This is a genomic window from Bradyrhizobium sp. 14AA, from assembly GCF_054185205.1.
On sequence record NZ_JAVAYM010000020.1, the window covers coordinates 95506 to 121480 of the forward strand.

Here is a 25975-nt window from a genome sequence, read left to right on the forward strand (position 1 = left end):
TCGCGCCCCCTCGCCCAGACTTGCGGCAAGCGCGTTCGCGCCGGGGAGCAGGAACAAGGTGCCGCAGAGCACATCGCGAGCGGGTCGCACGGCGGCCTCCGCATCAACGCCGCCATCGACCATGCCCGCCACCGGCGCCCGCAACTGGCGCGACTACGCGCTGCTGTTCGCGCTCGCCTGCTGCTGGAGCTCCACTTACCCGCTGGCCAAGCTCGCGCTGGACACGATCCCGCCTGTCACCTTCATCTCCGCGCGCTCGCTGATCGCAGCCGCCTTCCTGTTCGCGATCCTGTGGATGCGCGGCGCCAGGATCCCGACCGACGCGAAGGCCTGGAAACTGTTCGCGACCCAGCAATTGATCAATTCGACCTTCCCGTTCCTGGTCATCACCTGGTCGCAGCAATTTGTGCCGGCCTCGAATACGGTGGTGCTGGCCTCGACCACGCCGATCTTCGCCTTCCTGATCACCTCGCTGATCACGCGCCACGAGCCGGCAACGCTGCTGAAACTCGCTGGCGCGATCCTGGGCCTTGCCGGCACCGTCGCCATCGTCGGCCTCGATGCGCTGCGTGGGTTCGGGAGCGAGATCGTGGCGGAGATCGCGATCCTGCTCGCCACCATCTCCTTTGCTTGCGCGACCATCTTCGGCTTGCGGCTGTCCGACTACGACCCGATGGTGGTCGCCGCCGGCTCGCTGTTGTTCGGCGGCCTCATCCTGCTGCCACCCTCGCTGATCATCGACCAGCCCTGGACGCTGCACCCGACGCCGACCGCGATCGTTGCCACTATCGTCATGGGCATCGTCTCCAGCGCATTGGGCCTGATGCTGTTCTACGTCTGCCTTGGCCGGCTCGGCACGCTGACCACGAATGCGCAAGGGTACTTGCGCATTCCGATCGGCGTGGGTCTTTCGGTGCTGCTGCTCGGCGAGAGCGTGCCGTCGAACCTGGCGCTGGGCCTGTTGCTGGTCATGGCCGGCGTTGCGGCCATGACCATACCGGCGGAGCGGCTGAAGCTGCGCTAGGCAGCCACGTTCGGTTGCCGGAAGGCCGCTTCCATCTCGCGGCGTACCCGCACCGCGAGACTGTCGGGATCGTACTCGACATCAGCCCATTTCAGGCGCTGGCCTGGCTCGATATCGGTCTTGAGCTTGACATGGTGGGCAAGGCCGAGCGGCAGATACCCCTGCTTCAGTGAAGCGTCGGCCGGGGTCTGCTTGCCCCAGACGCAGAAGCCGCCTTCGCCGTCGAGCATCTCGCCGGCCTTCAGCTTGCGCTTGGCGGTCGCGACCACGTCGGAGTTGAACACGATCGGCGCGCCGGTCGGCTCCTTGCGCAGCGCCGCGGAGGCGACGGAGATGCCGAGCTCGAGCCCGATCATGTGGATGGGACGATACAGCGAGGCATATTTGCCGGTCTTGTCCGGCAGCATGCTGTATTCGCGGAAACACTCCTCCGAATAGGCACTGTCGGTCTCGAACACGACATAGGTGCCCATCACGAGGCTTTGCGGAACGTCGGAGCCGTCGCGATAGACCGACGAGGTCACCTCGGTGACGCTCGATTTCTCCAGCGTGCCGCCGTCGGATTTCGGCTTGCATATCTCGGCGTGCTCGAAGCGCGTGGCGGGCGGGAACGACAGGCCCTCGCTCTGCGCATGCAGCCCGGTCGCATTGCAGACCGCGGTCATCTCGATGCCCGATTTGGTGCCGTCGACGAACGAGTTGAACATCTTCGGATTGATCGAGTTACGATCCTTGATCTTCATGTATTTGTCGAGGATGTCCCAGACCGTATCCGGCGTCGACTGGTGATAGGTCGGGTGGTAGCGTGTTCCCTTGCCGGCGGCGACGACCTTGAAGCCGGCGGCGCGCGCCCAGTCGACGTGATCGGCGATCAGCGCCGGCTGGTCGCCCCAGGCCAGCGAATAGACGACGCCGGCCTGCCGCGCCTTGCGCGCCAGGATCGGACCTGCGACCGCATCGGCCTCGACATTGACCATCACGATGTGCTTGCCGTTCTCGATCGCCTTCATCGCAAAGCGGATGCCGGCGCCGGGATCGCCGGTCGCCTCGATAATCACCTCGACCGCCGGATGGGTGATCAGCGCGTCGGCGTTGTCGGTGACAACAGTGCTACCGTGCTTGAGCGCGTCGTCGATCGACGTTGCCGCGTATTGCTCTTCCGGCCAGCAACCGAGCTTGAGCTGCGCGCGGGCGCGGGCCGTGTTCAGGTCGGCGACGCCGACGAGATGCATGCCGTCGGTCTGGCGCACCTGCGACAGGAACATCAGGCCGAATTTTCCGGCCCCGATCAGGCCGATGGTCACAGGTTTGCCGGCGGCCTTGCGCTCCAGCAGCATGCGATGGAGATTCATCTGGATTTCCCTAAACGTTCCTCGGGTGACGGCGATCGTTGCAGCCGTGAGGTCCGGCCGTGCTCGCCTTGCAAGGAAACGTTAGGCAGCTGCGAATCCGGGGGCAATTCAGATTATCTGCCGCGACGATGTAGACGCGCTAAACAATCCGTGCGGCTTGCTGCTCATTCCAGCTGTCACGTTCCCCGCGCAGCCAGTCGAGGAAAGTGCGGGTCTTGCGATGGCGCAGATGGCCGTGCGGACAGACGATCCACTGTGTGGTCAGTACGACGTCCGGCGGATTTTTGACCGGACAGACCAGGCGGCCGTCGCGCAATTCGCGCCAGGCCAGCAGCTCGCTTTCGAGGCCGATGCCGAGGCCGTCGACGGCGGCATCGATCGCCATGTGGCTGCGGTCGAACAGCACGCGCTTCCAGCGTTCCGCAGGCTCGATGCCGGCCTGCGCGAACCAGCGCGGCCATTGCATCTGCGATTTCACCGAATGGATCAGCCTGTGCTTGAGCAGGTCCTGGGCGGATAGGCTGCCCGCCGCAAAGGATGAAGGCGCACACAGAGGAAAGAACCGCTCTTTGCCGAGGCTTTCGACGAACAGGCCGGCCCAGCCGCCTTCGCCGTGCCGGATCTCCAGGTCGACATTTTCCTTGCGGAAGTCGGTCGGCTCATTGGTGCCGTCGAGCCGCAATTCGATGTCGGGGTTGGCATCGACGAAGCTCGCCAGCCGCGGCAGCAGCCATTTGCTCGACACGCTCGGGGCTGCGCGCACCGTCAAGGTGGTGGCGGAGCGGATGCCGCGGACATGCTGCGTCACGTCGGTGACGTGCTCGATCTCGCGGCTGATCATCTCGAAATAGCGCTCGCCGGCTTCGGTCAGCGTGATGTTGCGGCCTACCCGCGAGGTCAGGGCGGTGCCGAGGTGCAGCTCCAGCGCCTGGATCTGCTGGCTGACGGCCGATGGCGTCACCCGCAGTTCGTCCGCCGCACGGGAAATGCTGCCCGCACGCGCCACCGCGTGGAAGACAATGATGGCGCGGAACGGTATCTGCATCAGAAAACCTTTTAGGCCAGCTAAAGTGACGAAGAATATAATTCAATTGTCGTGCATGGCCAGCGATCTAGGCTTCAGGGTCAAGGCAGCCCGCGACAGACGGGCGCCGATCGAGGAAACAGGACGGCCCAGAGCGCCGATCCGCCCGGGGGAAGGAACGCAAGGCTTAAGCCCTTTCACCAGACAAGCGACTTTGACGACACCGCCGCAGGGCTTGCGCGCGGCAATGAACAAACGCGCGCGTCGAAAAAGGCGCGGCAAATGAGCACCAGGGGAGGACGAACGATGTCGGGTCAGCGCCACACCATCTCGCGCCGCAATTTCATGACTGCTGCCGCGGCCATACCTCTGGTCGCGATCCGCACCAGGCCGGCGCAGGCGGCCGAGTTCGAGTACAAGCTCGCCACCGGCCAGTCGCTGACGCAGCCGATCAACACCCGGCTCGACCAGGCCGTAAAGCGGATCAAGGAAGCCAGCGGCGGTCGGCTGGAGATCAAGTTCTTTCCGGCCTCGCAGCTCGGCTCCGACACGGATCTGTTGACCCAGATCCGCAGTGGCGGCGTCGATTTCCTCAACATCGCCGGCTCCGTGCTGTCGACGGTGTCGCCGGTGGCCGGAATCGCGAACGTGGGCTTCGCGTTCTCCGATTACACCCAGGTCTGGAACGCGATGGACGGCGATCTTGGAAAGCTGATCGCGACCCAGATCGAGAAGACCGGCGCGCTGGTCGTGGCCAAGCCTGCAGACAACACGTTCCGGCAAATTTCCTCCTTCACCAAGCCGATCAAGACGCCGGGCGATCTCGCCGGCTATCGCATCCGCGTACCGGTGTCGCCGATCTTCACCTCGCTGTTCAAGTCGCTGGGTGCCAACCCGACCTCGATCAACTTCAACGAATTGTACACGGCGCTGCAGACGCACCTGGTCGACGGGCAGGAGAACGGCCTTGTCACGATCGAAGCCGGCAAGATCTATGAGGTGCAGAAGTACATTTCCGAGACCAATCACATCTAGGATCCGTTCTTCATCCTCGGCAACCGCCGTTCGGTGAAAGCGCTGCCCGACGATCTGCAGGCGCTGGTCCGCAAGGAGTTCGACCAGGCCGCGATGGAGCAGCGTGCCGACACTGCAAAGCTCAATATGACACTGAAGGATCAGCTGGTCGCCAAGGGCATTACCTTCGAGGCGTCCGACAAGGAGGCCTTCCGCAAAGGACTGTCGAGCGCCGGATTCTACAAGGAGTGGCGCGGCAAGTTCGGCGAGGACAATTGGAAGACGCTCGAGGCCGCCGTCGGGGCGCTCGCGTGAGCGCCGTCGTCGGGATGCCCGAGGCGGTCACGCTCGGCGACGCCCGGCCGATCCGGGGACGCTGGCCGGAGCAGGTGCTGCGCTGGCTGGTGGAGATCCCGGCGGCGGTCGCCGTCGTCGCGGAGGTCGTCATCCTGTTCGCCGGCATCGTCGCGCGCGGCGTCTTCCATCGACCGATCATCTGGACGGACGAGCTCGCCTCGATCCTGTTCCTGTGGCTGGCCATGCTCGGCAGCGCCATCGCAGTGCAACGCTCGGCGCATATGCGCCTGACCTTCTTCACCTCCCATTTGTCACCTCGCGCGGAGGCGTGGACCTCGACGCTCGCAGCCGGCTCCGTCGCGCTGTTCCTCGCGATCATCCTGCATCCGGCGCTGGACTATGTGGAAGACCAGGCGTTCGTGGAGACGCCCGCGCTCGGCTGGTCCGGCGTGGTCCGTGCCGCTGCGATTCCGGCCGGCTGCATCATTGCGCTGGCCAGCATCTGCCTCACGCTGGTCAAGCGTTCGGCCAGGGACCTGTTGGCGGTTGGACTATTGTTCGCCGCAATCGCCGGTGCACTCTATTTCGCCGGGCCTTCGCTGAAATCACTCGGCAACTGGAACCTGCTGATCTTCTTCGTCGGGCTGCTCGGCTGCGCCGTGATGGCCGGCGTGCCGATCGCATTTTCCTTTTGTCTTGCGACCGTCGCTTTCCTGCTGACGACGACGCGGACGCCGCTCCTCGTCGTCGTCGGACGGATCGACGAGGGCATGAGCTCGCTGATCCTGCTCGCGGTGCCGCTGTTCGTGCTGCTGGGGCAATTGGTCGAACAGACCGGCATGGCGCGCGTCATGGTCGCTTTCCTCGCCTCCGTGCTCGGTCATGTCCGAGGCGGGCTATCCTACGTGATGCTCGGCGCCATGCTGCTGGTCTCGGGCATCTCCGGCTCCAAGACCGCCGACATGGCGGCGATCGCGCCGGTGCTGTTTCCCGAAATGCGCAAGCGCGGCATGAAGGATGGCGAGCTGGTGTCGCTGCTCGCGGCGTCGGGCGCGATGAGCGAGACCATCCCGCCGTCGATCGTTCTGATCGCGATCGCCTCCGTCACCGGCGTGTCGATCGCGGCCCTGTTCACCGCCGGCATCCTGCCGGGAATCGTGCTGGCGATCGTGCTCGCCTTCGTCGCGCGTTATCGGGCGGGCACTGAGGAGAATGCCGGGGTCAAGGTCGCGCGCGCCCCCCTGTCCGTGGTCGCAAGAACGCTCTGGGTAGCGCTTCCCGCGCTCGCTTTGCCGTTCCTGATCCGCAGCGCCGTGGTGGAAGGCGTTGCGACAGCAACCGAAGTCTCGACGATCGGCATCGCCTACTGCCTCGTGCTTGGCCTGATCATTTACCGCGGCAGCCTGACATGGAAGAACGTGCTGCCGATGCTGGTCCAGACCGCCTCGCTCTCCGGCTCGATCCTGTTCATCGTGGGCGCCGCAAGCGCGATGGCCTGGGCGCTGGCGCAATCCGGCTTCTCGCACGATCTGGCGGCGCGCATGGCCGGCGTGCCCGGGGGCGCTTACGGTTTCCTGCTGATCTCGGTGGTCGCCTTCATCGTGCTCGGCAGCGTGCTGGAGGGCATCCCGGCCATCGTGTTGTTCGGCCCGCTGCTCTTCCCGGTGGCGGCGCAGTTCGGCATCCACGAGGTGCACTATGCCATGGTGGTGATTTTGGCGATGGGTCTCGGCCTGTTCGCGCCGCCATTCGGCCTCTGCTACTACGCCGCCTGCATCATCGGCAATGTGCCGCCGGACGCCGGCATGCGCAGGATCTGGATCTATCTCGCCTGGCTATTCCTGGGCCTGCTGCTGATTACCTTCGTGCCCTGGATATCGCTGGTGTTCCTATGAAGCTCCCGGCCCCCCCGCTCAGGCCGATATCTGCTGCTCGGCGATCGACAGCCATTCGGCCTGCGCTTCGCGCAGATATTTCGGCGCTCGGCGCATCTGGATCAGGAGCTCGTTGAAGACCACGCGCGCCTCCGCAGTACGGCCGACCATCTGGAGCAGCATGCCGTAGCGCACCCGCGCTTCGGCGCCTCCGAGCCGCGGCCGACGCCGCAACTACTTGGCGTCGTCCGCCAGCATCTTCCGATACTTCTCGACGTCGCGCGTCACGAGCTGCTGCAGCAGCTCCGGCGTATGCTCGTTTTCGTCGGGCGCCACCGTCGACAAATCGGCAAAGCGCTTCTTCACCGCATCGGTCTCGACGGCGGTGCGCGCGGCGGCATTCAGCCTGGCGATCACGGCCGGCGGGGTGCCCTTGGGTGCGAACAGGCCGTTCCAGCCCTGCGCCTCGAAGTCAGGCAGACCGGCTTCCGCCGACGTGGGCAGATCGGGCAGCGTGGCAAGCCGCACGGTCGAGCCGACCACGAGGCCGCGCACCAGCTTCTCGTTGATCGATTGCGAGACCGAGGCGGCCGCATCGCAGACGCCGTCGATCTGGCTGCCGATCGCATCGGTCAGCGCAGGCGCGGCACCGCGATAGCCGACCAGCGTTGCGTCGATCCCGGCGGCGGTCACGAAGCTCTTGCAGATGAGGTAGTTCGAGGAACCGACGCCGGCATGGCCGAGATTGATCTTGCCCGGATTGGCCTTGGCGTAGGCGATGAACTCTTTCAGGTCCTTCGCCGGAAAATCCTTGCGCAGCGCGATGATGCCGAACGTCTTCGCCACCATGGCGATCGGCACGAAGGAGTCTGGCGTGAACGGCAGCTTGGGATAGATCGTGTAGGTCGCCGCATTGGTGCCGGCATTGCCGATCGCGATGGTGTAGCCGTCGGGCTCGGCGCGGGAGGCGCGCGCCAGGGCGGTCGAGCCGCCGGCACCCGCAACGTTCTCGATCACGATGGTCTGGCCGAGCGCGATGCCCATCTGCTCGGCCACCGTGCGCGCGATCACGTCGGAGGTGCCGCCCGCCGCGAACGGCACGATCATGGTAACAGGACGTTTTGGGAAATCCTGCGCGAAGGCGCCAGTTGCGAGCGACAGCGCCGCGATCGCGGCGAGAGCGCGCCTCAACACGAACGAAATCACGCGGCGTTTTCCAGATGCGCGGTGAGGCCTGCAAACAGGCCGCGGCCGTCGGTGCAGCCCATGATGTCTTCGACGTGGTTTTCCGGATGCGGCATCATGCCGAGCACGTTGCCCTTGTCGTTGACGATGCCGGCGATGGAATGCGCCGCGCCGTTGATGTTATGCGCCTCGTCGACGACACCCTCGGCGGAACAGTAGCGATAGAGCACCCGCCCCTCGCCTTCGAGCCGCTTGATGGTCTCTTCGTCCGCCTCGTAATTGCCCTCGCCATGGGCGACCGGCACGCGGATCACCTGCCCGGCATTGTAGCCGCGGGTGAACGGCGTGTCGGAGCGTTCGACGCGCAGATGCACGTCGTGGCAGATGAATTTCAGCCGCGCGTTGCGCATCAGGACGCCCGGCAGGAGGCCGGATTCGCAGAGGATCTGAAAACCGTTGCAGACGCCGAGCACGAGGCCGCCCTTGGCCGCATAGTCGCGCACCGCATCCATCACCGGGGCGCGCGCCGCGATTGCGCCACAGCGCAGATAATCGCCATAGGAGAAGCCGCCGGGCACGACCACGAGATCGGTGCCAGGTGGCAGCGACGTCTCGGCGTGCCAGACCATCGAGGGCTCGCTGCCCGAGATCAGCCTCAGCGCGCGCGCCATGTCGCGCTCGCGGTTGATTCCGGGAAAGACGAGGATGGCGGCTTTCATGGCAGAGGTTCCGGCGGTGGTGGGAATCGGGGCTGGCCGACGGGCCAATTCGTGAGGAGACATAGCCATTTGACGAGGATTTTACCAGTGCTAGCCTCGCCGGACCGCCTTGTGCACAGGCCATAGCCACGGCACCTCGCCGCGCGATTTACCCGGGATCGAAGCCATGAATGTCCCGTCGCTGCCCGCATCCCCCTCCGAGCCGGTATCCACCGAGGGCATCGTCGCCGCCGGCGCCTATGTCGACGGCCGGCGCGTCGCCAATATCGCCATCAGCGAGGCCTCGAGCTGGCGGGCCAAGCCCGGCCACGTGGTCTGGATCGGCCTGCACGAGCCCGACATGGCGCTGCTCGGCGCGGTCCAGAAGCAGTTCGACCTGCACGAGCTCGCGATCGAGGACGCCGACCACGCCCATCAGCGGCCGAAGATCGAGCAATATGGCGAGGCCCTGTTCATCGTGGCGCGCACCGCGCAACTGATCGAGGGCCGGATCGCCTTCGGCGAAACCCACATCTTCGTCGGCGACGGCTATCTGGTCTCGGTGCGCCACGGCGCTTCAACGTCCTATACGCCGGTGCGCGAACGCTGCGAAAGCTGCCCGCGGGCGCTCGCGCGCGGCGAGGACTACATCCTCTATGCCATCCTCGATTTCATCGTCGACAATTACTCGCCCGTGCTCGAGAGCATTCACGAAGAGGTCGAGGAGATCGAGGACGACGTGCTCGCGCACGCGATCACCAAGGCGCAGATCGAGCGGCTTTATATGCTGCGCCGTGACCTCCTGCGGCTGCGCAACGCCATCGGGCCGCTGGTGGAGGTGTGCCGCCGTCTCGAGCATGACGAGCTGTCGATGGTGCGGCAGGCCATGCAGCCGCTGTTCCGCGACGTCACCGACCACGTCCGCAACATCCAGGAGCGCATCGATTCCATGCGCGAGGTGCTGGCCTTCGCCTTCGAGGCCAGCCTCTTGGTCGGCCAGGCGCAGGAAACGGCGGTGTCGAAGAAGCTCGCCTCGTGGCTGGCGATCATCGCCATCCCGACCGCGCTCGCCGGCATCTACGGCATGAACTTCAAGCACATGCCGGAACTGGACTGGGAGTACGGCTACTACATGCTGCTCGGCGTCATGCTGACGGCGTGCGCCGCGCTGTATTGGCGCTTTCGGCGCGTCGGGTGGTTGTGAGCGAATTGCTTCGTAGCCCGGATGGAGCAAAGCGAAATCCGGGCTACGACTACAGGCGGGCCTAGACGATCTCGACCCGATAATTCTCGATCACGGTGTTCGCCAGCAGCTTGTCGGCGGCGTCCTTCAGCGCCGCCTCGGCCTTGGCCTTGTCCGCGCCGGCGAGCTCGATGTCGAATACCTTGCCCTGGCGGACGCTGGCGACGCCGTCGACGCCGAGCGACTTCAGCGCGCCTTCGATGGCCTTGCCCTGCGGATCGAGGATGCCCGTCTTCAAGGTAACGGTGACACGTGCCTTCACGTCAAAATCCTCTTCAGCTCTTCACCAGCACCGGGCCAGAGCCCTGCGGACGCTCGTTCTCCATGAGGATGCCGAGACGCTTTGCGACTTCGGTATAGGCCTCGAGCAGGCCGCCGAGATCCCTGCGGAAGCGGTCCTTGTCGAGCTTCTCGTTCGACTTGATGTCCCACAGACGGCAGCTATCCGGCGAGATCTCGTCGGCGACGATGATCCGCATCATCTCGTTCTCGAACAGGCGGCCGCACTCCATCTTGAAATCGACGAGGCGGATGCCGATGCCGAGGAAGAGACCGGTGAGGAAATCGTTGACGCGGATGGCGAGCGCCATGATGTCGTCGATCTCCTGGGGCGTCGCCCAGCCGAAGGCGGTGATGTGCTCTTCCGACACCATGGGGTCGTTGAGCTGGTCGTTCTTGTAGTAGAATTCGATGATCGAACGGGGCAGCTGCGTGCCCTCCTCGATGCCGAGGCGCTGCGACAGCGAGCCGGCGGCGACGTTCCGCACCACCACTTCCAGCGGCACGATCTCGACCTCGCGAATCAACTGCTCGCGCATGTTGAGGCGGCGGATGAAGTGGGTCGGCACCCCGATGTCGTTGAGGTGCTGAAACAGGTACTCCGAGATCCGGTTGTTGAGGACACCCTTGCCCTCGATCACCTGATGCTTTTTCGCATTGAACGCGGTCGCGTCATCCTTGAAGTGCTGGATCAGGGTACCGGGCTCGGGACCTTCATACAGAACCTTTGCCTTGCCTTCATAAATGCGACGCCGACGGCTCATGGGGATGTACCGTGTTTTGTTGAAATCCATGAATTTGGTGTGCTCCGGTTGACTAGGATTACGACCCACAGCGGAGCTGCCGTGAACAGCAGGGAACCCATCTATAACCCAAGGAAACACCAAGGAAACAGAACGGGAACCAAGCCTTCAGGCAACCTATCCGATTGGCTGACCGAGCACAATCGATCCGGCCGTCCGGCACCAACTTATACCGTCTTGCCTGCGGCTTAACGGCCCGTTGTTTTGCCGATTCGTGCTCCTTATCTAGGCATGCGCCGGCGCCATCGCAACGAGGGCGGCCGGGTCCAGTCAGCAGGGAATTGGAAAAGGCATGAGCGAGATCAACAAGCGCGAGGAAGGTTTCGAGAAGAAATTCGCCCTCGACGAGGAGCAGAAATTCAAGGCCGAAGCCCGCCGCAACCGGCTGCTCGGGCTGTGGGCGGCCGAAAAGCTCGGAATCACCGGCGATGCCGCCACTGCCTATGCCAAGGAGGTCGTCGCGGCCGATTTCGAGGAAGCCGGCGATGCCGACGTCCTGCGCAAGATCACGGGCGATTTCGCCGCCAAGAGCGTCGCCGTCACCGAACAGGCGATTCGCGCCAAGATGAGCGAGCTGCTCGCTGTCGCCGCGGCCGATGTGAAGGCCGGGAAATAGACCCCATAAATAGTCCAATGGCGGGTGGCGAAGGGAGCAATTCCGTTCGCTACCTCGCCGCGCGCTTTCCCGAAAACTCCCGCCGGATGATGTCCAGGAGGCGCCGCGAGGCGGCACTCAGGAAGCCGTCGCGCCTGACCACCGCGACGACGTCGTGAGTTGCGGTGAGATTGCCGACGCGGACCGTCGCGATCGTGCCCGCCCCCAATTCCTCTGCCGCGTTGCTCTGTGACAGCAATGCGATGCCGAAACCGGCTTCGACCAGGCGCTTCTGCGCGGTGAGGCTGTCGACCGCCGTCCATTCGATCTCGCCGAACCCTGCGGTCTTGAACAGCGCGAAGACGTGCGAGGCCGTGATCTCGCGGCGTCCCGGCACTTCCGGAAACGCGATCCATTTCTCGCCGCCGAGATCAGCGAGCTTCGCCACCCGCTTGCCCGCCAGCGGATGATCCGGCGCGCACACCACCTGCAGCGGCTCGGCAAACAGCAACTCGCAATCCAGATCCGCCGAACGGTCGCGGTCGTAGCGCAGGCCGATGGTCGCCTCCCCACGCCGGATGAGATCGCTGACCTCGGCGCTGGTCGCCGTGCGCAGCGTCAGCGCGACATCGCGATGCCGGGCGGCGAAGCGTTTCAGCACCCGGGAGAGCCTGCCGCCCGCGAGCGTGCCGGTCACCGCCAGCGAGACCGGCCCGGCGCTGTCGCGCAGCAGCGCGCGCACCGCGTTCTCGGCGTCCTGCGCCGCCGCCACCGCACGTTCGGCATAGGGCACCATGACGCGGCCGGCATCGCTGAGCCGCGTCTTGCCCGCGACCCGCTCGAACAGGGGCACGCCGAGCTCCTGCTCCAGAAGCGCGATGCGCCGTGAGATCGCCGGCTGCGAGCGGTGCAGCGCCTTCGCGGCGTTCGAGATGCCGCCGCGACGATGCACCACCAGGAACGTGTTCAGCGCGTCGCTGTCCATGCCGGACCTCATGCAAAAAGCTGATGATATCGAGAGAAATAACAAATTTGTCTGATGGAGGAAACCGCCCTATCGCTGCTGCCGCGACAGCAGACCGACAGGAGCCCTCATGCGCACCCAGGCCGACAAGGCAGCACGATTTCGCGAACTGCATCAGCGCCCCGGCGCCTTCATCATCCCGAACCCCTGGGATGCCGGCACCGCAAAACTGCTGGCGTCGATGGGGTTCGAGGCGCTGGCGACGACGAGCCTTGGCCTTGCCAACACCCTCGGCAGCACGACCGTCAGCCTCGACGCCATCATCGAGAACTGCCGGGTCATCGCCGAGGCGACCGACCTTCCCGTCAATGCCGATCTCGAAAATTGCGGTGCCGATGATCCCAGGACCGCGGCGAAAGCCATCACGCGCGCGGCGGAGGCCGGCTGCGTCGGCGGCTCGATCGAGGATTTCACCGGCGATCCCCGCAAGCCGATCTACGATTTCCAGCTCGCGGTCGAACGCGTGCAGGCCGCCGTCGAGGCGGCGCGCGCGCTGCCCTTCCCGTTCATGCTGACGGCCCGCGCCGAGAACCTGCTCAAGGGCAAGAACGATCTCGACGACACGATCCGGCGGCTGCAGGCCTTCGAGGCCGCCGGCGCCGACGTGCTGTATTCGCCGGGGGTCCACGACATCGACACCATCCGCACCGTCGCCTCGTCGGTGAAGAAGCCGTTCAACCTGGTGATGGGCTTTGCCGATCCGACGCTGACCGTCGAGCAGATCGCGGAGGCCGGCGTCAAGCGCATCAGCGTGGGCGGCGCCATGGCCCGCGTGGCCCTTGCGGCGTTCCTCAAATGCGCCCGCGAAATGAAGGATCAGGGCGCCTTCACCTATGTTCGCGAGATGGCGCCGATCAAGGAGGTGCGGGCGGCGTTTGGCTGACCGCCGCCCGGCCAGCCCGGAACATGCTGGCGCCGCCTCGGACCGGCAGGGGAGGAATGTGGACGGATGTGCCATGATGGCGCCCCGGGGCCGGCTCGCGGCTTGCAGTCGGCCCCCGGCAATGCCAAATGAGCGCCATGACCCAGGATCACATCTCGAACGTCCTCGCCGAACGCTATGCCTCGCCCGCCATGCGCGCCATCTGGAGCGGCGAAGGCAAGGTCCGCCTCGAGCGCGACTATTGGATCGCCGTGCTGAAGGCCCAGCGCGATCTCGGCATTGCCGTGCCGGACGGCGTGATCGAAAGCTATGAGCGCGTGAGGGACCAGATCGATCTGGCCTCCATCATGCGGCGCGAGCGGATCACCCGCCACGACGTCAAGGCGCGCATCGAGGAGTTCTGCGATCTCGCCGGTCACGAGCACCTGCACAAGGGCATGACCAGCCGCGACCTCACCGAGAACGTGGAGCAGCTGCAGGTCTACCGCGGGCTCCAGCTGATCGAGACCAAGAGCATCGCCGCGCTGATCCGTTTTGCCAGGCACGCAAAGCAGTTGCGCGACATCCCCTTCACGGCCCGCACGCATAACGTCGCCGCGCAGGTCACCACGCTCGGCAAGCGCATCGCGATGTTCGGCGAGGAGATGCTGCTGGCGCACCAGAGCCTCGTAAATGTGCTGGATACCTATCCCGCGCGCGGCCTGAAGGGCGCGGTGGGCACGCGGCTCGACCAGATCACCCTGTTCAACGGCGATGCCGGCAAGGCCCGTGCGCTCGAACAACGCATTCTCGTTCACCTCGGCCTGCCCAGGAGTTTTGACGCCGTCGGCCAGGTCTATCCGCGCAGCCTCGATTTCCGCGCGGTCAGCGTGCTGGTCGATCTCGCCAGCGGTCCCGGCAGCTTCGCCAAGACGCTGCGCCTGATGGCGGGCCACGAGCTCGCCAGCGAGGGCTTTGCCAAGGGCCAGGTCGGCTCGTCGGCGATGCCGCACAAGATGAACAGCCGCTCCTGCGAGCGCATCAACGGCCTGCATGTGGTGCTGAAGGGCTATCTCGCGATGGGCGCAGGCCTCGCCGGCGACCAGTGGAACGAAGGCGACGTTTCCTGCTCGGTCGTCCGCCGCATCATGCTGCCCGATGCCTTCCTCGCCATGGACGGCCTGCTCGAAACCCTGCTCTCGGTGCTCGACCAGATGGAAGTGTTCGACGCCGTCGTCGCCACCGAGCTCAACCGCTATTTGCCGTTCCTGCTCACCACCACGGTGATGATGGAAGCGGTGAAGAAGGGCGCCGGCCGTGAAGGCGCGCACGAGGCGATCAAGGAGCATGCGGTTGCGGCCATTCGCGACCTGCGCACCGGCAAGATCGTGCAGAACGACCTCTTGCAGCGCCTCGCCGCCGACCAGCGCCTCGGCCTCAGCGAGGCCGAGTTGCAGCGCGTACTCGATCACGGCCGAGCCAATTCCGGCGACGCGCCCGCCCAGGTCGATCACTTCGCCGAGCAGGTCGACGCGCTGGCCAAGGCCAAGCCGGAAGCGGCCAAGTACACGCCGGGCGCGATCCTGTAGCGAATGGTGCGTGGCGAATAGCGAATGGAAAAGAATCCATTCGCTGCTCGCATTGCGCCCTCTTATTCCTCTTTAAATCCGTACTCCGGCACGTTGCCGCTGGCGCCGTAATATTTGTACGGCAGGAATTTGCCCGACATCGTGATCTTGACTCGATCGCCCTTGGGATTGGCGACGCGCTCGATGCCCATGTCGAAGTCGATCGCGGACATGATGCCGTCGCCGAATTCTTCCTCGATCAGCGCCTTCCAGGCCGGACCGTTCACCATCACCATCTCGTAGAAGCGGTAGATCAGCGGATCGGTCGGCGGCATCGGCGTGCCGGTGCCGCGCATCGGCACCTCGTTGAGCATCGCGGTCTCGGCCTTCGAGAGGCCGAACAGCTCGGCGGCATTGGCGGCCTGCGGCTTCGTCAGCTTCATCTGCCCCATGATCGCGCCGACGATCAGCACCTCCGAATAGCCGCCGATCTTCTCGCAGATGTGCTTCCAGCTCCAGCCCTTCTCGCGCTTGATGTCGAGCAGCTTCTCGGTGAGGTCTTCGCGTTTCATGTCAGGGTCTCCCTTCAAAAGCATGATCCGGAAAAGCGTGAAGCGGCTTTCCGAAGATCATGCGTCTACAAAATCAGGCGCTTAATCCGGGATTGGTCCCGGATACCCAGGTCTGTCGTGGCTCTTCGCCGTTTGATGCGATCGTCAGTCCAGGCTTGCCGATCTGCACCACGGGCACCTTGCGCGGATCGTGATCGGGCTTTTCAGTGGTGAACGTCTTGCTGCGCGTCACCAGGAAATCGATGATGTGGTTGCGCAGCGCATAATACAGCGGATGGCGGTGCAGATCGGTACGGCCGCGATCCCTCGGCAGCGGGTTCTCGACGACTTCGGCGAGCACCGCGCCCGGACCGTTGGTCATCAGAAAGATCTTGTCGGCGAGATAGATCGCCTCGTCGACGTCATGGGTGATCATGAACGCGGTCTGCCCGGTCTCCAGGCAGATCCGCCGCACCTCGTCCTGGAGCGTACCGCGCGTCAGCGCGTCCAGCGCCGAGAACGGCTCGTCCATCAGCATCATTTTCGGCGTGATCGACAGCGCGCGCGCAATGCCCACGCGCTGCTTCATGCCGCCCGAGAGTTCCGACGGCCGCTTGTGCTCGGAGCCGGTGAGGCCGACGAGATCGATGAAGGTTTGCGCATGCGCCTTGACCTTGGCGCGATCCCAGCTCCGCCATTTCGAGCTCACCGCATAGGCGACGTTGCCGAGCACGGTGCGCCAGGGCAGCAGCGCGTGGCTCTGGAAGATCACGGCGCGGTCGAGGCTCGTGCCTGAAATCGCCTGCCCGTCGACGATGACGGCGCCCTCGCTCGGCGCGTCGAGGCCGGCCAGGATGTTGAGCACCGTGGTCTTGCCGCAGCCGGAATGGCCGATCACGCAACAGAACTCGCCGCGCGCCATCGACAGCCACAGATTCTCGAAGATCGTCGTGGTCCCGCCCGCGCCGGGATAGCGCTTCGCGATGCCCTCGATCGAGATGAACTTGTCGGTCATCGCTCCTACTCCGGAAAGGTGACCATGCGCGTGAAGCGCGCGAGGATCTGGTCGAGCAGCATGCCGACGATCCCGATCAGGAGGATCGCGATGATGACGTTGGTGATCGAGAGGTTGTTCCACTCGTTCCAAACGAAATAGCCGATGCCGGTGCCGCCCACGAGCATTTCGGCCGCGACGATCACGAGCCAGGCGATGCCGATCGAGATACGCATGCCGGTGAGGATCGTCGGCGCCGCCGCCGGCAGGATCACGGTGAAGGCCCGCCTGACCGTGCCGACCTCAAGCGTGCGCGCGACGTTTATCCATTCCTTGCGGACGCTTGCCACGCCGAACACGGTGTTGAGCAGCATCGGCCAGATCGAGCAGATGAAGATGACGAAGATCGCCGAGATCGAGGAATCCTTGATGGTGTAGAGCGCCAGCGGCATCCAGGCCAGCGGCGAGATCGGTTTGAGCACCTGGATGAAGGGATCGAGTGCCTTGCTGAGCAGCGGCGACATGCCGATGAGGAAACCGAGCGGGATCGCCACGAGCACCGCCAGCAGATAGCCGGTGCCGACGCGCGCAATGGAATAAGCGAGCTGGATGCCCAGCCCCTTGTCGTTCGGCCCGTTGTCGTAGAACGGACGCTTCAGGTGTTCCCAGAGCTTTGCGCCGACGTCGAGCGGCCCCGGCATCGCGGATTTGCCCTGCGTCGCGGTCAGGCCCATCAGCTTGGCATATTCCGGACTCATCGTCGCAACCGGCGCCGTCGAGCGCGTGGCGAGATGCCAGATGCCGAGGAATGCGGCCAGCAAGGCGATGGAGACGAGGCCGGCGCGGAGGCGGAGGGAGGAGGTCATTGCGCATATCCCAGGTATCGTGTCCCGGGCGCGGCGCAGCGCGAAGCGATGCGACGCAGAACCGGGACCCATACGGCCCCACTGGGTCCCGGCTCTGCGAAGCAGCACTGTGTGCTGCATCGCGTCCGGGACACGAGATCGGCGCCCATCATCACGACTGCTTCCTGATCTTGAAGCTCGCCACATAATCCTCCGGCTTGGCCGGATCGAACGTCTTCCCCATCACCGCAAACGACTTGTAGCTGCTCGCGGGCGGCGACAGGCCCATCTCGGTCATCAGCTTCTTGGTGTCGGTCGCCAGATACACCTGTTCGGCCACCGCCTTGTAGTCGACATCGCCCTTGATCTGGCCCCAGCGCTTCATCTGCGTCAGCATCCACACCGCAAAGGACTGCCAGGGGAACGGATCGAAATCGACCCGCTTGGCGTCGGTCTTCACACCGCCGAGCCCGTCGGCATAGGTGCCGGTCAAGACCTGCTCCAGCACCGTCACCGGCGCGTTGATGTAGTTCGCCGGCGCGATGGCCTCCGCAATCTGCTTGCGGTTCTCGGCCTTCGACGCGTAGGCGGTGGCATCGACGATGGCGCGCGTCAGCGCCGCAAAGCTGTTCGGCGCCGTCGTGATGAACTCGCGGCTGGCGGCGAAGCTGCAGCAGGGATGGCCGTCCCAGATCTCCTTGGACAACAGGTGCATGAAGCCGACGCCGTCATAGATCGCGCGCTGGCAGATGTTGTCGGGCGCGAGGAAGCCGTCGATGTTGTCGGCGCGCAAATTCGCGACCATCTCCGGCGGCGGCACCGAGCGCAGCTGCACGTCGGTATCGGGATCGATCCCGTGCTCGGCGAGATAATACCGCAGCAGGTAGTTGTGCATGGAATAGTCGAAGGGAATCGCGAATTTCAGGCCCTTCCAGTCCTTCGGGTCGCGCTTGTCCTTGTGCTTGGCCGCCAGCACGATGCCCTGCCCGTTGATGTTCTCGATCGCGGGCACCGCGAACGGAATGGCATTGGCGCCAAGCCCCAGCGAGATCGCGATGGGCATCGGCGCCAGCATGTGCGCGGCGTCGTATTCCTTGTTGATGGTCTTGTCGCGGATCACGGCCCAGCCGGCGGTCTTGACCACTTCAACATTGAGCCCGTGCTTGGCATAGAAGCCCAGCGGCGCCGCCATGATGATCGGCGTGGCGCAGGTGATCGGGATGAAGCCGACCTTGAGGTCCTTCTTCTCGGGCGCGCCGGTCTGCGCAAAGACCTCGGTCGCCGTCTTGAGCGGGAAGAATTGCGACAGCGCCGCCAGCGCGGTGGACGCACCGACCGATTTCAGGAACGCGCGCCGCGCCAGATCCTGCGGAAACATCGCGCGCATCACGGCGGAGGCGACAACGCCCTCGTACCGCTTCTCCTCGCTCTCGGCGGGCTCACAGCGCAGCGCCAACGTTGCCTGCTCGTGCTCTGCCGCGGATTGGTGCTGGCCACAGGCACAGCCGGCTCGAAGGTTGCGATCGGGATCGAACGGATTGTCGAACGTGGACATCGGACCTCCTGCGCGTCATTGCGAGGAGGAATTACGCAAGGAGCATGCCACGGCTATCCAGCCGGCCAGTGCCTTGATGACGCAGCACTTTCCGTCACCCTTGGTTGCTACGAAAACTCGTGATAAACGAAAAATCGTAATCCAACGACGAGATTTCGTAATGGCAACGACGCCAATGCCGGGCACCGACGACATGGCCGAGACCATCGACCCGCGTGTCGCGGCCTTCGAATCCTCGGTCGAGGCGATGCTGCTGGTCGATCCCTATGGCGACCAGATCATCGACGCCAATCCGGCCGCCTGCACCCTGCTCGGCTACGATCGCGCGCTGTTGCGTCAGAGCACGGCCAGCACGCTTCACGCCGGCCAGATTCCAGCGCTGACCGTGTTCACCCAGGCCGTGCTGCACAAGGGCGCCTACTGGACCACGACGCTCACCCCCCGCCACGCCACCGGACAAGATCTCAGGCTGGAATATGCCGGCTGCGTCCTGCCCCATGACGGCCGCACGCTGGTGCTGCTCACCCTCACCGACCTCGAAGCGCGCCGCCGGCGCAATGTCGATGCCGCCGCCGAGGACCACATGCGCGGCGGCATATCGACCTGGCAGCGGGTCGAGCGCGTTTTCCAGGACATCGAGCGCGAGAACCAATTGATCCTGCGCGCCGCCGGCGAAGGCATCTATGGCGTCAATGCCGAAGGCAAGACCACCTTCGTCAATCCCGCGGCGGAGCGGATGCTGGGCTGGACCGCCGACGAGCTGGTGGGCAAGGAGATCCACCCGATCATGCACCACACCCATCATGATGGCCGGCACTATCACAACCATGACTGCCCGATCTATGCGGCGTTCCGCGACGGCGCCGTGCACCAGGTCGACGGCGAGGTGTTCTGGCGCAAGGACGGCTCGCCGGCCTGGGTCGAATACACCTCGACCCCGATCCGCGACCGCGGCGTGGTGGTCGGTGCCGTCGTGGTGTTTCGCGACGTCAGCCAGCGCCGCGAGGCCGACGAGAAGCTGCACGCCGCGCTCGCCGAGGTGGACCGCCTGCGCGAGCGGCTCGAGCTCGAAAACGCCTATCTCCAGGAAGAGATCCGCATCGAGACCAATCCCCGCGGCATCATCGGTCAAAGCGAGGCGGTCCAGCAGACGCTGCGCCAGGTCAAGCTGGTGGCGCCGACCACCGCGGCGGTGATGATCACCGGCGAATCCGGCACCGGCAAGGAGCTGATCGCGCGCGCCATCCACGAAGCCTCCACGCGCAGCGACCGGCCGCTGATCAGGGTCAACTGCGCCGCGATCCCGCGCGAATTGTTCGAGAGCGAGTTCTTCGGCCATGTCCGCGGCGCCTTCACCGGCGCGACGCGCGACCGCATCGGCCGCTTCGAGCTCGCCGACGGCGGCACGCTGTTCCTCGACGAGGTCGGCGAGATCCCGCTCGAGCTCCAGGGCAAGCTGCTGCGGGTGTTGCAGGAGGGCCATTTCGAGCGTGTCGGCCAGGAGCGCACGCGCGCGGTCGACGTCCGCGTCATCGCCGCGACCAATCGCGATCTCAAGCAGGAGGTCCAGCGCGGCCGCTTTCGCGAGGACCTCTATTTCCGTCTCAACGTGTTCCCGATCGAGAGCGTCCCCTTGCGCGAACGGCGCGAGGATATTCCCCTGCTCGCCCAGCATTTCCTGACGCGCGAGAGCAAGGCGCTGAAGTCGAATTTGCGCCTGTCGGAGGGCGATGCGCGGCGGCTGACCCGTTACGACTGGCCCGGCAACGTCCGCGAGTTGCAGAACGTGATCGAGCGCGCGGCGATCCTGTCGCAGAACGGCCGCCTGCGCATCGATCTGCCCGACGCCTCCGGCGCGCAAGCTCCGAACGGCGCCGCACGTCCGAAGGCCGACGCGCGGCCTTCGGTCATGACCTCATCGGAGATGCGCGATCACGAGCGCGCCAACATTCTCGCCGCGCTCGAGGCCTGCGCAGGAAAAGTCTTCGGCCCCGGCGGCGCGGCGGAAATGCTGGATATCAAACCGACCACGCTGGCCTCGCGGATCAAGGCGCTCGGGATTGCGCCTCGTCCGCGGGCCATGTGATCGCACGGCGCTCACGCCGCCTTGGTCGTCATCTCCACTGCAATCGGCAAGCCCTGCTCGATCGGCAGCGACGGATCGCGCGACCATTCGTTCCAGGAGCCGAAATACATCCGCACATCCTTCACGCCGGCGTTCTTGAGCGCGAGGAAGGTGTTCGAGGCGCGCGCGCCCTTGAAGCAGTAGAGATAGACCGGCGTCGTCGTCGAGATGCCGACGGTGGCGCATTCGGCCAAAATCTCGTCCTTGGACTTGAAGCGCGGGCCTTCGGCGGTCGGCTTCATCATGCGGTACCATTCCAGCCACACCGCGCCGGGAATGCGGCCCTTGCGCGGGCAGAAATCCTTGCCGTACGGAGACGAGCTGTCGCCGATCCACTCATCGACGTCGCGCACGTCGAGAATCGCGATGCCGGGCTTGCCGACGGCGGCAAGCATAGCCTTCGCATCGATCAGGATCTCGCCCGCCTCTGGCACGATCGCGAACGAAGCCTTGGCCGGCGCCGGCACGTCCTTCGTCACCGGGAAGCCCGCGGCCGACCAGGCATCGAAGCCGCCATGCAGCACCTTGACCTTGGGATAGCCGAGCATGGTGAGCAGGTAATAGCCGCGGCAGGACTGGCCGAAGCCCGAGTTCATCGACTGCTCGTAGATCACCGCCGTCTCCTTGCCGGAGAGACCAGCGCCGCCGAACGCGTCGACGAATTTCGTCTTCAGCTCCGCCATGCCCTCGGGCGTCGAGGTCGCGAGGAACGTGAAGATCTCGTGCACGTTCACGGCGTTGGGCAGATGGCCGGCGGCGTAGGCATCGGGATTGCGGGTGTCGATGACGACACACGGTTCGCTCTTCAAGAGATCGGCAAGTTCGACGGCAGTGATCAGAACGTCAGTCATGGCAGCCTCTCCGTTGAGGTTGGGGGTCTCTAGGGTCGTCTTGGGGTGGACTCTGGAAAATCAGCTATCGGCGAGCATCTTGCGCAGTTGCTTGGTGGCGGGCGTGACGATCGCGACGAAATAGGCCTCGCGCAGGCGCCGCTGCGCGCGGTGGCTCTTCAGGTAGCCGCGCGCGCCACAATGCAGCATCGCCGCATGCGCCGCCGCGACGCTGGCCTCGCCGGCGCGCAGGCGCAGCGCGATCACCTTGCGCCAATAGGTCTCCTCCTCGTTGTAGGGATCGCGCGCCAGCGCCATGGTCTCGGCCTCGAGCTCGGCGGCGAGATCGCGGAAATGCACCGGCTGCTGCGGCAGGTAGCGGTTGACGTGGCCGAGCGAACCGCCGACCTCGTCCATGATGTTGATGCAGTCGCCGATCACGCCGAGCGCCATGCCGGCCTGGAGCAGGATGAAGCCGGCGCGGATCTTCTTGACGAAGGGACCGGCCGGATCGGCCAGGATCAGCTCATCCGGCACGAAGGCGTCGCGGAACTGCACGCCGTAAGTGCCGGTGCCGTCCATGGCGAGGAACGGCTTGCACGGCGTCAGCGTGATCGCGGGGTCGGAGCAGTCGGCGAGAAACATGACGGTGCCGGGCTCGCCACTTGCGATGCCCTGATCGTCCTCGCGCTCAAAAATGGTGCCAAAATAATGGTCGGGTCCGAGATTGGAGACCCAGGGCAGCGCGCCGCGCACGATGTAGCCGCCCTCGACCTTGCGCCCCTTCAGTTTCAGCTTCTCGATGCCGAAGAAGCTCTTCATCGGGTTGGAGAGCCCGGTGCCACCGAGCACGCGGCCGGTGGAGAAGGCATCGCCGAAGCGTTTTGCCAGCTTCAGATTGGTCGAGTTCGCCGCGTACCAGACCAGCGTGTTCTGGCACCAAGCCATGAAGGCCGTGGCGCCGCAGACTTCACCGATCGCCGCCATCGCCTGGATGGCGCAGCGCAAATCGGCCGGGCCTTCGTGAGGCACGTGACTGCCCCAGGCGCCGGCCTCGCCGAACTTGCGCAGCACCTCGGCCGGATAGACCGAGCCGTCGTCGACGCCGGCGGCAAGCGGCGCGAGATCCTCGCGCGCGATCCGCGCCACCTCGCCTGCAATGGACGGTGCGGGCTGATCCAGAATTTCGGTCCGCGATAAAGCCAGTGAACCCATGATCGTCTCCCGCACCTTGTGTCCTGTTGCCGTCAGCTCAGATGCCGACCTCGAGATTGACGGGGCGGGTGAAGGTGTTCGCGACCGGCGACCATTTCTTCACATGAGCGACCAGCGCGTTGATCTCGTCCGGCGAGATGCCCTCGCATTCCATGTCGACCTTGACGCGCACGTCGGTGAAGCCGACCGGCTTGTCCGACATGTCGCCGGTGCCCCAGACCGCGGTGATGTTGAGGTCGCCCTCGAGCTCGAGCTCGAGCTTGTTGACGATCCAGCCGCGATGCACGGCATTGGCATGCAGGCCGACGGCGAGGCAGGAGCCGAGCGCGGCGAGCGAGGCCTCCGACGGGTTGGGCGCAGTGTCGTCGCCCAGAAGCCCCGGCGGCTCGTCGACGATGTAGGGCGGCAGATTGCGAATGAAGTTGGCGTGGCGGAATTTGCCTTCCGCGACGGTCTTGCATTTCAAGGTCTTGATCACCTTCGGATTGGCCTTGCCGCTCGCGATCAGTTGCTCGAGGCCATTCTTGTCGATGGGCGCGAGGCAACCCGTCAGCACTGTCTTCTGAACGACGGCAGTCATCATCTTCTCCCTGGCAGAAGTGGAAATCGGCAGGATACCGAACGGTCTGTTTCCTTGCATGGAGCGTGCCAGACGAAGCCAAAAACAAAACGCGAAGCATTGGAGCCGGTTAGCGATCGCTGCCTGCGGATTGATCAGCCGCCTCGTGCTCAAAGGCGATGCAGATGGGCCTTGCCGTGCGAATCTTTTCAGCGCGGAACAGATGCGGCTTGCTGATGCGGCGCGGCTGCGGGTAAGTTTGCGTCCATGGCAAAGACGTCATCGAAGAAGACCTCGCCCCACGCCGCTGCCGGCGAGGACGAATCCGCGCGCGGGCGCCTCTTGAGCGCCGCGACGCATCTGTTCTGCAAGAACGGGATCAACGCCACCGGCATCGACTCGATCATCGAGGAAGCCGGCACCGCCAAGACCACGCTCTACAAATTGTTCGGCTCCAAGACCAACCTCGTCAACGCCGTGCTGGAGAGCGAAGGCAAGCAGTGGCGCGAATGGTTCATCGGCGCCATGGAACAAGGCGGCGGCGACGCCCAGGCGAAGCTGACGCGCATCTTCCCGGCGCTGAAGAGCTGGTTCGCCGAGGAGCGCTTCTACGGCTGCCCCTTCATCAACGCCGTCGGCGAGCACGACAAGGACGCCAAGCAATTCCGCAACATCGCGCTGAAGCACAAGAAGATCGTGCTCGGCCACATCGAGAAGCTCGCCGGCGAGCTCGGCTCGGCAGAGCCCGCCGTGCTCGCCCACCAGCTCGGCCTCCTGATCGACGGCGCCATCGTCGCAGCGATGATCTCCCGCGACCCGGGCGTGGCCGATACGGCGGCGCTCACGGCCGGCCCCCTGCTCGGCCAGTCCAAGGCAAAGAAGAAGCGCGCGGCGGATCAGTTGGAGACGGTGTGATCTCGCCGTGATCTCGTAGGGTGGGCAAAGGCGCAAAGCGCCGTGCCCACCACTTCTTGGCTCGAACGACATGGTGGGCACGCTTCGCTTTGCCCACCCTACAAGGCATCATCAACTGGCGATGAACGTGGTGGGTTACACTAGCGCTAACCCACCCTACACCGCCCTCCTGCACCGATCCGCATCTTCCTGCACGGCCGCCGCCCCGCGCCCGGCAGTTTACCTTGCGTCAAGCACGGCCGGCGATCGACCGCCGCCTTAAAAGGCTGTTAGGAGCGCTCATCGTTGTTGGCGCCCGGAAGACGGGGACGCTCTGCAATGCAATCGGACACGGGACGACTCTACAGCGCGCCGCGCTGGCGCCTGACACGCTGGCTCGCCGAGCCGGGGCCAGGCGTGCCCGACGACATCCGCGCTGCCCTGATCGCCCAGCTCTATGGATCGCTGCCGGTCTTTGCCGCCGGCGCTGTCAATACCATTGCCGTCGCCGCCGTGATCGCCGGCCGCAAGCAGACTGCGCCGTTCGTGATCTGGCTGGTCATGGAGATCGCGATCTGCCTCGTCCGTCTCGTCGTTCTCGTCAGCGCGCATCGTGCGGCGCGCTTGCAGCGCCCGACGCCGACCGACCTTCATCTCCTGCTCGCGGTCGCCTGGAGCGCCAGCGTCGGATTTGGCGCCATTGCGAGCCTCGCCAGCGGCGACTGGGTCGTCGCCATGCTGGCATCGCTGTCGGCGGCAGCAATGGTCGGCGGCATCTGCTTCCGCAATTTCGGCGCGCCGCGGCTGGCCGGGACCATGATCCTGTTGAGCCTCGGCCCCATCGTCCCCGGTGCCGCGCTCGCTGGCGAGCCGCTGTTCTACATCGTGTACCTCCAGGTGCCGATGTATCTGGCCGCGATGACGGCCGCAGCCTTCCGCCTCAACCGGATGCTGGTCACCACCATGCGCGCCGAACGCGAGAACAACCATCGCGCTTATCACGACGCACTGACGGGATTGCTCAATCGCGCCGGCTTCGTCGAGGCGCTCGGCACCAGGCTCGCCGCGCGCGCCGAACGGCCGTTCGCGGTCATGTTCTTCGATCTCGACAATTTCAAGCCGATCAACGACACGTTCGGACACGCTGCGGGCGATTCCGTGCTGAAAACGGTGGCCGCGCGCGTGCGCCGGGTGCTGCCCGATGGCGCGGTGATCGCCCGGATGGGCGGCGACGAATTCGTCGTGCTCCTCGACGGCGTCACCACCGAGATGGCGCAGCAGACCGGACACCGCCTCATCGGCGAGGTCGCGGTGTCCTATGAGCTGGGCGGCGAGATGCACGCCAGTGTCGGTGCCAGCGTCGGCATTGCGATGTCGCCGGATCACGGCGCGGACGTCGCCGAATTGCTGGGGGTCGCCGATGCCGCGCTCTACGAGGCGAAGTCGGGCGGCAAATCGCGGTGCTGCCTCGCGTCCGTCGAGACCAACCTCGCGGCCTTGCGCCGGCTCCAGCAGAGCAGCCCGAAAGCCCCGCTCGCAAGCGCGGCCTGACGCGGAACGAAGCA

The 25975-nt window shown here is 65.1% G+C and carries 24 protein-coding genes and 1 pseudogene; 10 read left to right on the forward strand and 15 right to left on the reverse strand.

All coding sequences use genetic code 11. The features are described 5' to 3' along the window. The first annotated feature begins 58 nt into the window (after window positions 1-58). Window positions 59-1024, forward strand: a complete 966-nt coding sequence (locus tag RAD15_RS30170) for a DMT family transporter (protein WP_458181886.1) — start codon at window positions 59-61, stop codon at window positions 1022-1024. Here the strand turns inward: RAD15_RS30170 and RAD15_RS30175 are convergent. Together RAD15_RS30175 and RAD15_RS30180 are read right to left on the reverse strand one after the other, a co-directional pair. Then, on the reverse strand, window positions 1021-2376 hold the full coding sequence (locus RAD15_RS30175) for an NAD(P)H-dependent oxidoreductase (RefSeq protein WP_458181888.1): 1356 nt from the start codon (window positions 2374-2376) through the stop codon (window positions 1021-1023). The genes RAD15_RS30170 and RAD15_RS30175 overlap by 4 nt on opposite strands. Window positions 2377-2515: 139 nt before the next feature. Continuing rightward, window positions 2516-3421 (reverse strand): LysR substrate-binding domain-containing protein, encoded by a 906-nt coding sequence (locus RAD15_RS30180; protein ID WP_458181889.1) that lies wholly within the window; start codon window positions 3419-3421, stop codon window positions 2516-2518. A gap of 285 nt (window positions 3422-3706) precedes the next feature. Here RAD15_RS30180 and RAD15_RS30185 point away from each other — a divergent pair. Both RAD15_RS30185 and RAD15_RS30190 read left to right on the forward strand, forming a co-directional pair. Beyond that, a pseudogene (locus RAD15_RS30185) lies at window positions 3707-4729 on the forward strand (TRAP transporter substrate-binding protein). 14 nt (window positions 4730-4743) lie between these two features. Next, window positions 4744-6606 carry a TRAP transporter large permease gene (locus tag RAD15_RS30190; RefSeq protein WP_458182024.1) on the forward strand — a complete coding sequence of 621 codons (1863 nt, stop codon included), beginning with the start codon at window positions 4744-4746 and terminating at the stop codon, window positions 6604-6606. Window positions 6607-6624: 18 nt separating this feature from the next. Here RAD15_RS30190 and RAD15_RS30195 read toward each other — a convergent pair whose 3' ends face one another. Genes RAD15_RS30195 through purQ form a run of 3 tightly spaced genes read right to left on the reverse strand, consistent with a single transcriptional unit; the run spans window position 6625 to window position 8489 of the window. Next, window positions 6625-6819 (reverse strand): hypothetical protein, encoded by a 195-nt coding sequence (locus RAD15_RS30195; protein WP_458181890.1) that lies wholly within the window; start codon window positions 6817-6819, stop codon window positions 6625-6627. Further along, window positions 6820-7791, reverse strand: a complete 972-nt coding sequence (locus tag RAD15_RS30200; RefSeq protein ID WP_458181892.1) for a tripartite tricarboxylate transporter substrate binding protein BugD — start codon at window positions 7789-7791, stop codon at window positions 6820-6822. After that, window positions 7788-8489 (reverse strand): phosphoribosylformylglycinamidine synthase subunit PurQ, encoded by a 702-nt coding sequence (gene purQ / locus RAD15_RS30205; protein WP_458181894.1) that lies wholly within the window; start codon window positions 8487-8489, stop codon window positions 7788-7790. The genes RAD15_RS30200 and purQ overlap by 4 nt, the downstream gene beginning before the upstream one ends. Before the next feature lie 166 nt (window positions 8490-8655). On the opposite strand from purQ, the gene RAD15_RS30210 reads away from it, so the two are divergent. After that, on the forward strand, window positions 8656-9672 hold the full coding sequence (locus RAD15_RS30210; protein ID WP_458181896.1) for a magnesium and cobalt transport protein CorA: 1017 nt from the start codon (window positions 8656-8658) through the stop codon (window positions 9670-9672). A gap of 61 nt (window positions 9673-9733) precedes the next feature. Here the strand turns inward: RAD15_RS30210 and purS are convergent, their stop codons facing one another. Both purS and purC read right to left on the reverse strand, forming a co-directional pair. Next, on the reverse strand, window positions 9734-9973 hold the full coding sequence (gene purS, locus RAD15_RS30215; RefSeq protein ID WP_148773046.1) for a phosphoribosylformylglycinamidine synthase subunit PurS: 240 nt from the start codon (window positions 9971-9973) through the stop codon (window positions 9734-9736). 13 nt (window positions 9974-9986) lie between these two features. Beyond that, window positions 9987-10754: a phosphoribosylaminoimidazolesuccinocarboxamide synthase gene (gene purC / locus RAD15_RS30220; RefSeq protein WP_173015815.1), complete on the reverse strand. Its 768-nt coding sequence runs from the start codon at window positions 10752-10754 to the stop codon at window positions 9987-9989. 331 nt (window positions 10755-11085) lie between these two features. On the opposite strand from purC, the gene RAD15_RS30225 reads away from it, so the two are divergent. After that, a complete protein-coding gene (locus RAD15_RS30225; protein WP_458181898.1) occupies window positions 11086-11409 on the forward strand; it encodes a DUF1476 domain-containing protein in 324 nt (107 codons plus the stop codon). A 49-nt stretch (window positions 11410-11458) separates the two neighbouring features. On the opposite strand, the gene RAD15_RS30230 is transcribed toward RAD15_RS30225, so the two are convergent. After that, on the reverse strand, window positions 11459-12373 hold the full coding sequence (locus RAD15_RS30230) for a LysR family transcriptional regulator (RefSeq protein ID WP_458181900.1): 915 nt from the start codon (window positions 12371-12373) through the stop codon (window positions 11459-11461). Window positions 12374-12482: 109 nt separating this feature from the next. Here RAD15_RS30230 and RAD15_RS30235 point away from each other — a divergent pair, with 109 nt between their 5' ends. Together RAD15_RS30235 and purB are read left to right on the forward strand one after the other, a co-directional pair. Continuing rightward, window positions 12483-13295: an isocitrate lyase/PEP mutase family protein gene (locus tag RAD15_RS30235; protein WP_458181901.1), complete on the forward strand. Its 813-nt coding sequence runs from the start codon at window positions 12483-12485 to the stop codon at window positions 13293-13295. A 128-nt stretch (window positions 13296-13423) separates the two neighbouring features. Beyond that, window positions 13424-14863: an adenylosuccinate lyase gene (gene purB / locus RAD15_RS30240; RefSeq protein WP_458181903.1), complete on the forward strand. Its 1440-nt coding sequence runs from the start codon at window positions 13424-13426 to the stop codon at window positions 14861-14863. A gap of 62 nt (window positions 14864-14925) precedes the next feature. Here purB and cynS read toward each other — a convergent pair whose 3' ends face one another. From cynS to RAD15_RS30260, 4 genes are all read right to left on the reverse strand, one after another. Beyond that, window positions 14926-15414 carry a cyanase gene (gene cynS, locus RAD15_RS30245; protein ID WP_458181905.1) on the reverse strand — a complete coding sequence of 163 codons (489 nt, stop codon included), beginning with the start codon at window positions 15412-15414 and terminating at the stop codon, window positions 14926-14928. 73 nt (window positions 15415-15487) lie between these two features. After that, a complete protein-coding gene (locus tag RAD15_RS30250) occupies window positions 15488-16408 on the reverse strand; it encodes an ABC transporter ATP-binding protein (protein WP_458181906.1) in 921 nt (306 codons plus the stop codon). Window positions 16409-16413: 5 nt separating this feature from the next. Next, on the reverse strand, window positions 16414-17253 hold the full coding sequence (gene ntrB / locus RAD15_RS30255) for a nitrate ABC transporter permease (protein WP_458181908.1): 840 nt from the start codon (window positions 17251-17253) through the stop codon (window positions 16414-16416). A gap of 151 nt (window positions 17254-17404) precedes the next feature. Next, on the reverse strand, window positions 17405-18787 hold the full coding sequence (locus RAD15_RS30260; RefSeq protein ID WP_458181910.1) for a CmpA/NrtA family ABC transporter substrate-binding protein: 1383 nt from the start codon (window positions 18785-18787) through the stop codon (window positions 17405-17407). 160 nt (window positions 18788-18947) lie between these two features. Between RAD15_RS30260 and RAD15_RS30265 the strand changes: the two genes are divergently transcribed. Then, window positions 18948-20873 (forward strand): sigma 54-interacting transcriptional regulator, encoded by a 1926-nt coding sequence (locus RAD15_RS30265; protein WP_458181911.1) that lies wholly within the window; start codon window positions 18948-18950, stop codon window positions 20871-20873. Between the two features lie 11 nt (window positions 20874-20884). Here RAD15_RS30265 and RAD15_RS30270 read toward each other — a convergent pair whose 3' ends face one another. The 3 genes from RAD15_RS30270 to RAD15_RS30280 are packed head-to-tail and all read right to left on the reverse strand — an operon-like array spanning window position 20885 to window position 23537. Further along, window positions 20885-21763 (reverse strand): sulfurtransferase, encoded by an 879-nt coding sequence (locus RAD15_RS30270; RefSeq protein ID WP_458181912.1) that lies wholly within the window; start codon window positions 21761-21763, stop codon window positions 20885-20887. A 60-nt stretch (window positions 21764-21823) separates the two neighbouring features. Then, window positions 21824-22957 (reverse strand): acyl-CoA dehydrogenase family protein, encoded by a 1134-nt coding sequence (locus RAD15_RS30275; protein WP_458181914.1) that lies wholly within the window; start codon window positions 22955-22957, stop codon window positions 21824-21826. Between the two features lie 37 nt (window positions 22958-22994). Beyond that, entirely contained in the window at window positions 22995-23537 is a 543-nt protein-coding gene (locus RAD15_RS30280; protein ID WP_458181915.1) for an OsmC family protein, read from the reverse strand. A gap of 246 nt (window positions 23538-23783) precedes the next feature. Between RAD15_RS30280 and RAD15_RS30285 the strand changes: the two genes are divergently transcribed. Both RAD15_RS30285 and RAD15_RS30290 read left to right on the forward strand, forming a co-directional pair. Further along, window positions 23784-24431 (forward strand): TetR/AcrR family transcriptional regulator, encoded by a 648-nt coding sequence (locus tag RAD15_RS30285; protein ID WP_458181917.1) that lies wholly within the window; start codon window positions 23784-23786, stop codon window positions 24429-24431. A gap of 318 nt (window positions 24432-24749) precedes the next feature. After that, a complete protein-coding gene (locus tag RAD15_RS30290; protein ID WP_458181919.1) occupies window positions 24750-25961 on the forward strand; it encodes a diguanylate cyclase domain-containing protein in 1212 nt (403 codons plus the stop codon). Window positions 25962-25975: the final 14 nt, after the last annotated feature.

What these genes read in the sequence shown, in the direction of transcription:
- RAD15_RS30210 (WP_458181896.1), top strand. Translation starts at nt 8,656, where the DNA reads ATGAATGTCCCGTCGCTGCCCGCATCCCCCTCCGAGCCGGTATCCACC.
- RAD15_RS30190 (WP_458182024.1), top strand. Translation starts at nt 4,744, where the DNA reads ATGCCCGAGGCGGTCACGCTCGGCGACGCCCGGCCGATCCGGGGACGC.
- purB (WP_458181903.1), top strand. Translation starts at nt 13,424, where the DNA reads ATGAGCGCCATGACCCAGGATCACATCTCGAACGTCCTCGCCGAACGC.
- ntrB (WP_458181908.1), bottom strand. Translation starts at nt 17,253, where the DNA reads ATGACCTCCTCCCTCCGCCTCCGCGCCGGCCTCGTCTCCATCGCCTTG.
- RAD15_RS30290 (WP_458181919.1), top strand. Translation starts at nt 24,750, where the DNA reads ATGCAATCGGACACGGGACGACTCTACAGCGCGCCGCGCTGGCGCCTG.
- cynS (WP_458181905.1), bottom strand. Translation starts at nt 15,414, where the DNA reads ATGAAACGCGAAGACCTCACCGAGAAGCTGCTCGACATCAAGCGCGAG.
- RAD15_RS30235 (WP_458181901.1), top strand. Translation starts at nt 12,483, where the DNA reads ATGCGCACCCAGGCCGACAAGGCAGCACGATTTCGCGAACTGCATCAG.
- RAD15_RS30280 (WP_458181915.1), bottom strand. Translation starts at nt 23,537, where the DNA reads ATGACTGCCGTCGTTCAGAAGACAGTGCTGACGGGTTGCCTCGCGCCC.
- purC (WP_173015815.1), bottom strand. Translation starts at nt 10,754, where the DNA reads ATGAGCCGTCGGCGTCGCATTTATGAAGGCAAGGCAAAGGTTCTGTAT.
- RAD15_RS30285 (WP_458181917.1), top strand. Translation starts at nt 23,784, where the DNA reads ATGGCAAAGACGTCATCGAAGAAGACCTCGCCCCACGCCGCTGCCGGC.
- RAD15_RS30265 (WP_458181911.1), top strand. Translation starts at nt 18,948, where the DNA reads ATGGCAACGACGCCAATGCCGGGCACCGACGACATGGCCGAGACCATC.
- purQ (WP_458181894.1), bottom strand. Translation starts at nt 8,489, where the DNA reads ATGAAAGCCGCCATCCTCGTCTTTCCCGGAATCAACCGCGAGCGCGAC.
- RAD15_RS30175 (WP_458181888.1), bottom strand. Translation starts at nt 2,376, where the DNA reads ATGAATCTCCATCGCATGCTGCTGGAGCGCAAGGCCGCCGGCAAACCT.
- RAD15_RS30260 (WP_458181910.1), bottom strand. Translation starts at nt 18,787, where the DNA reads ATGTCCACGTTCGACAATCCGTTCGATCCCGATCGCAACCTTCGAGCC.
- RAD15_RS30270 (WP_458181912.1), bottom strand. Translation starts at nt 21,763, where the DNA reads ATGACTGACGTTCTGATCACTGCCGTCGAACTTGCCGATCTCTTGAAG.
- RAD15_RS30275 (WP_458181914.1), bottom strand. Translation starts at nt 22,957, where the DNA reads ATGGGTTCACTGGCTTTATCGCGGACCGAAATTCTGGATCAGCCCGCA.
- RAD15_RS30250 (WP_458181906.1), bottom strand. Translation starts at nt 16,408, where the DNA reads ATGACCGACAAGTTCATCTCGATCGAGGGCATCGCGAAGCGCTATCCC.
- RAD15_RS30225 (WP_458181898.1), top strand. Translation starts at nt 11,086, where the DNA reads ATGAGCGAGATCAACAAGCGCGAGGAAGGTTTCGAGAAGAAATTCGCC.
- RAD15_RS30180 (WP_458181889.1), bottom strand. Translation starts at nt 3,421, where the DNA reads ATGCAGATACCGTTCCGCGCCATCATTGTCTTCCACGCGGTGGCGCGT.
- RAD15_RS30230 (WP_458181900.1), bottom strand. Translation starts at nt 12,373, where the DNA reads ATGGACAGCGACGCGCTGAACACGTTCCTGGTGGTGCATCGTCGCGGC.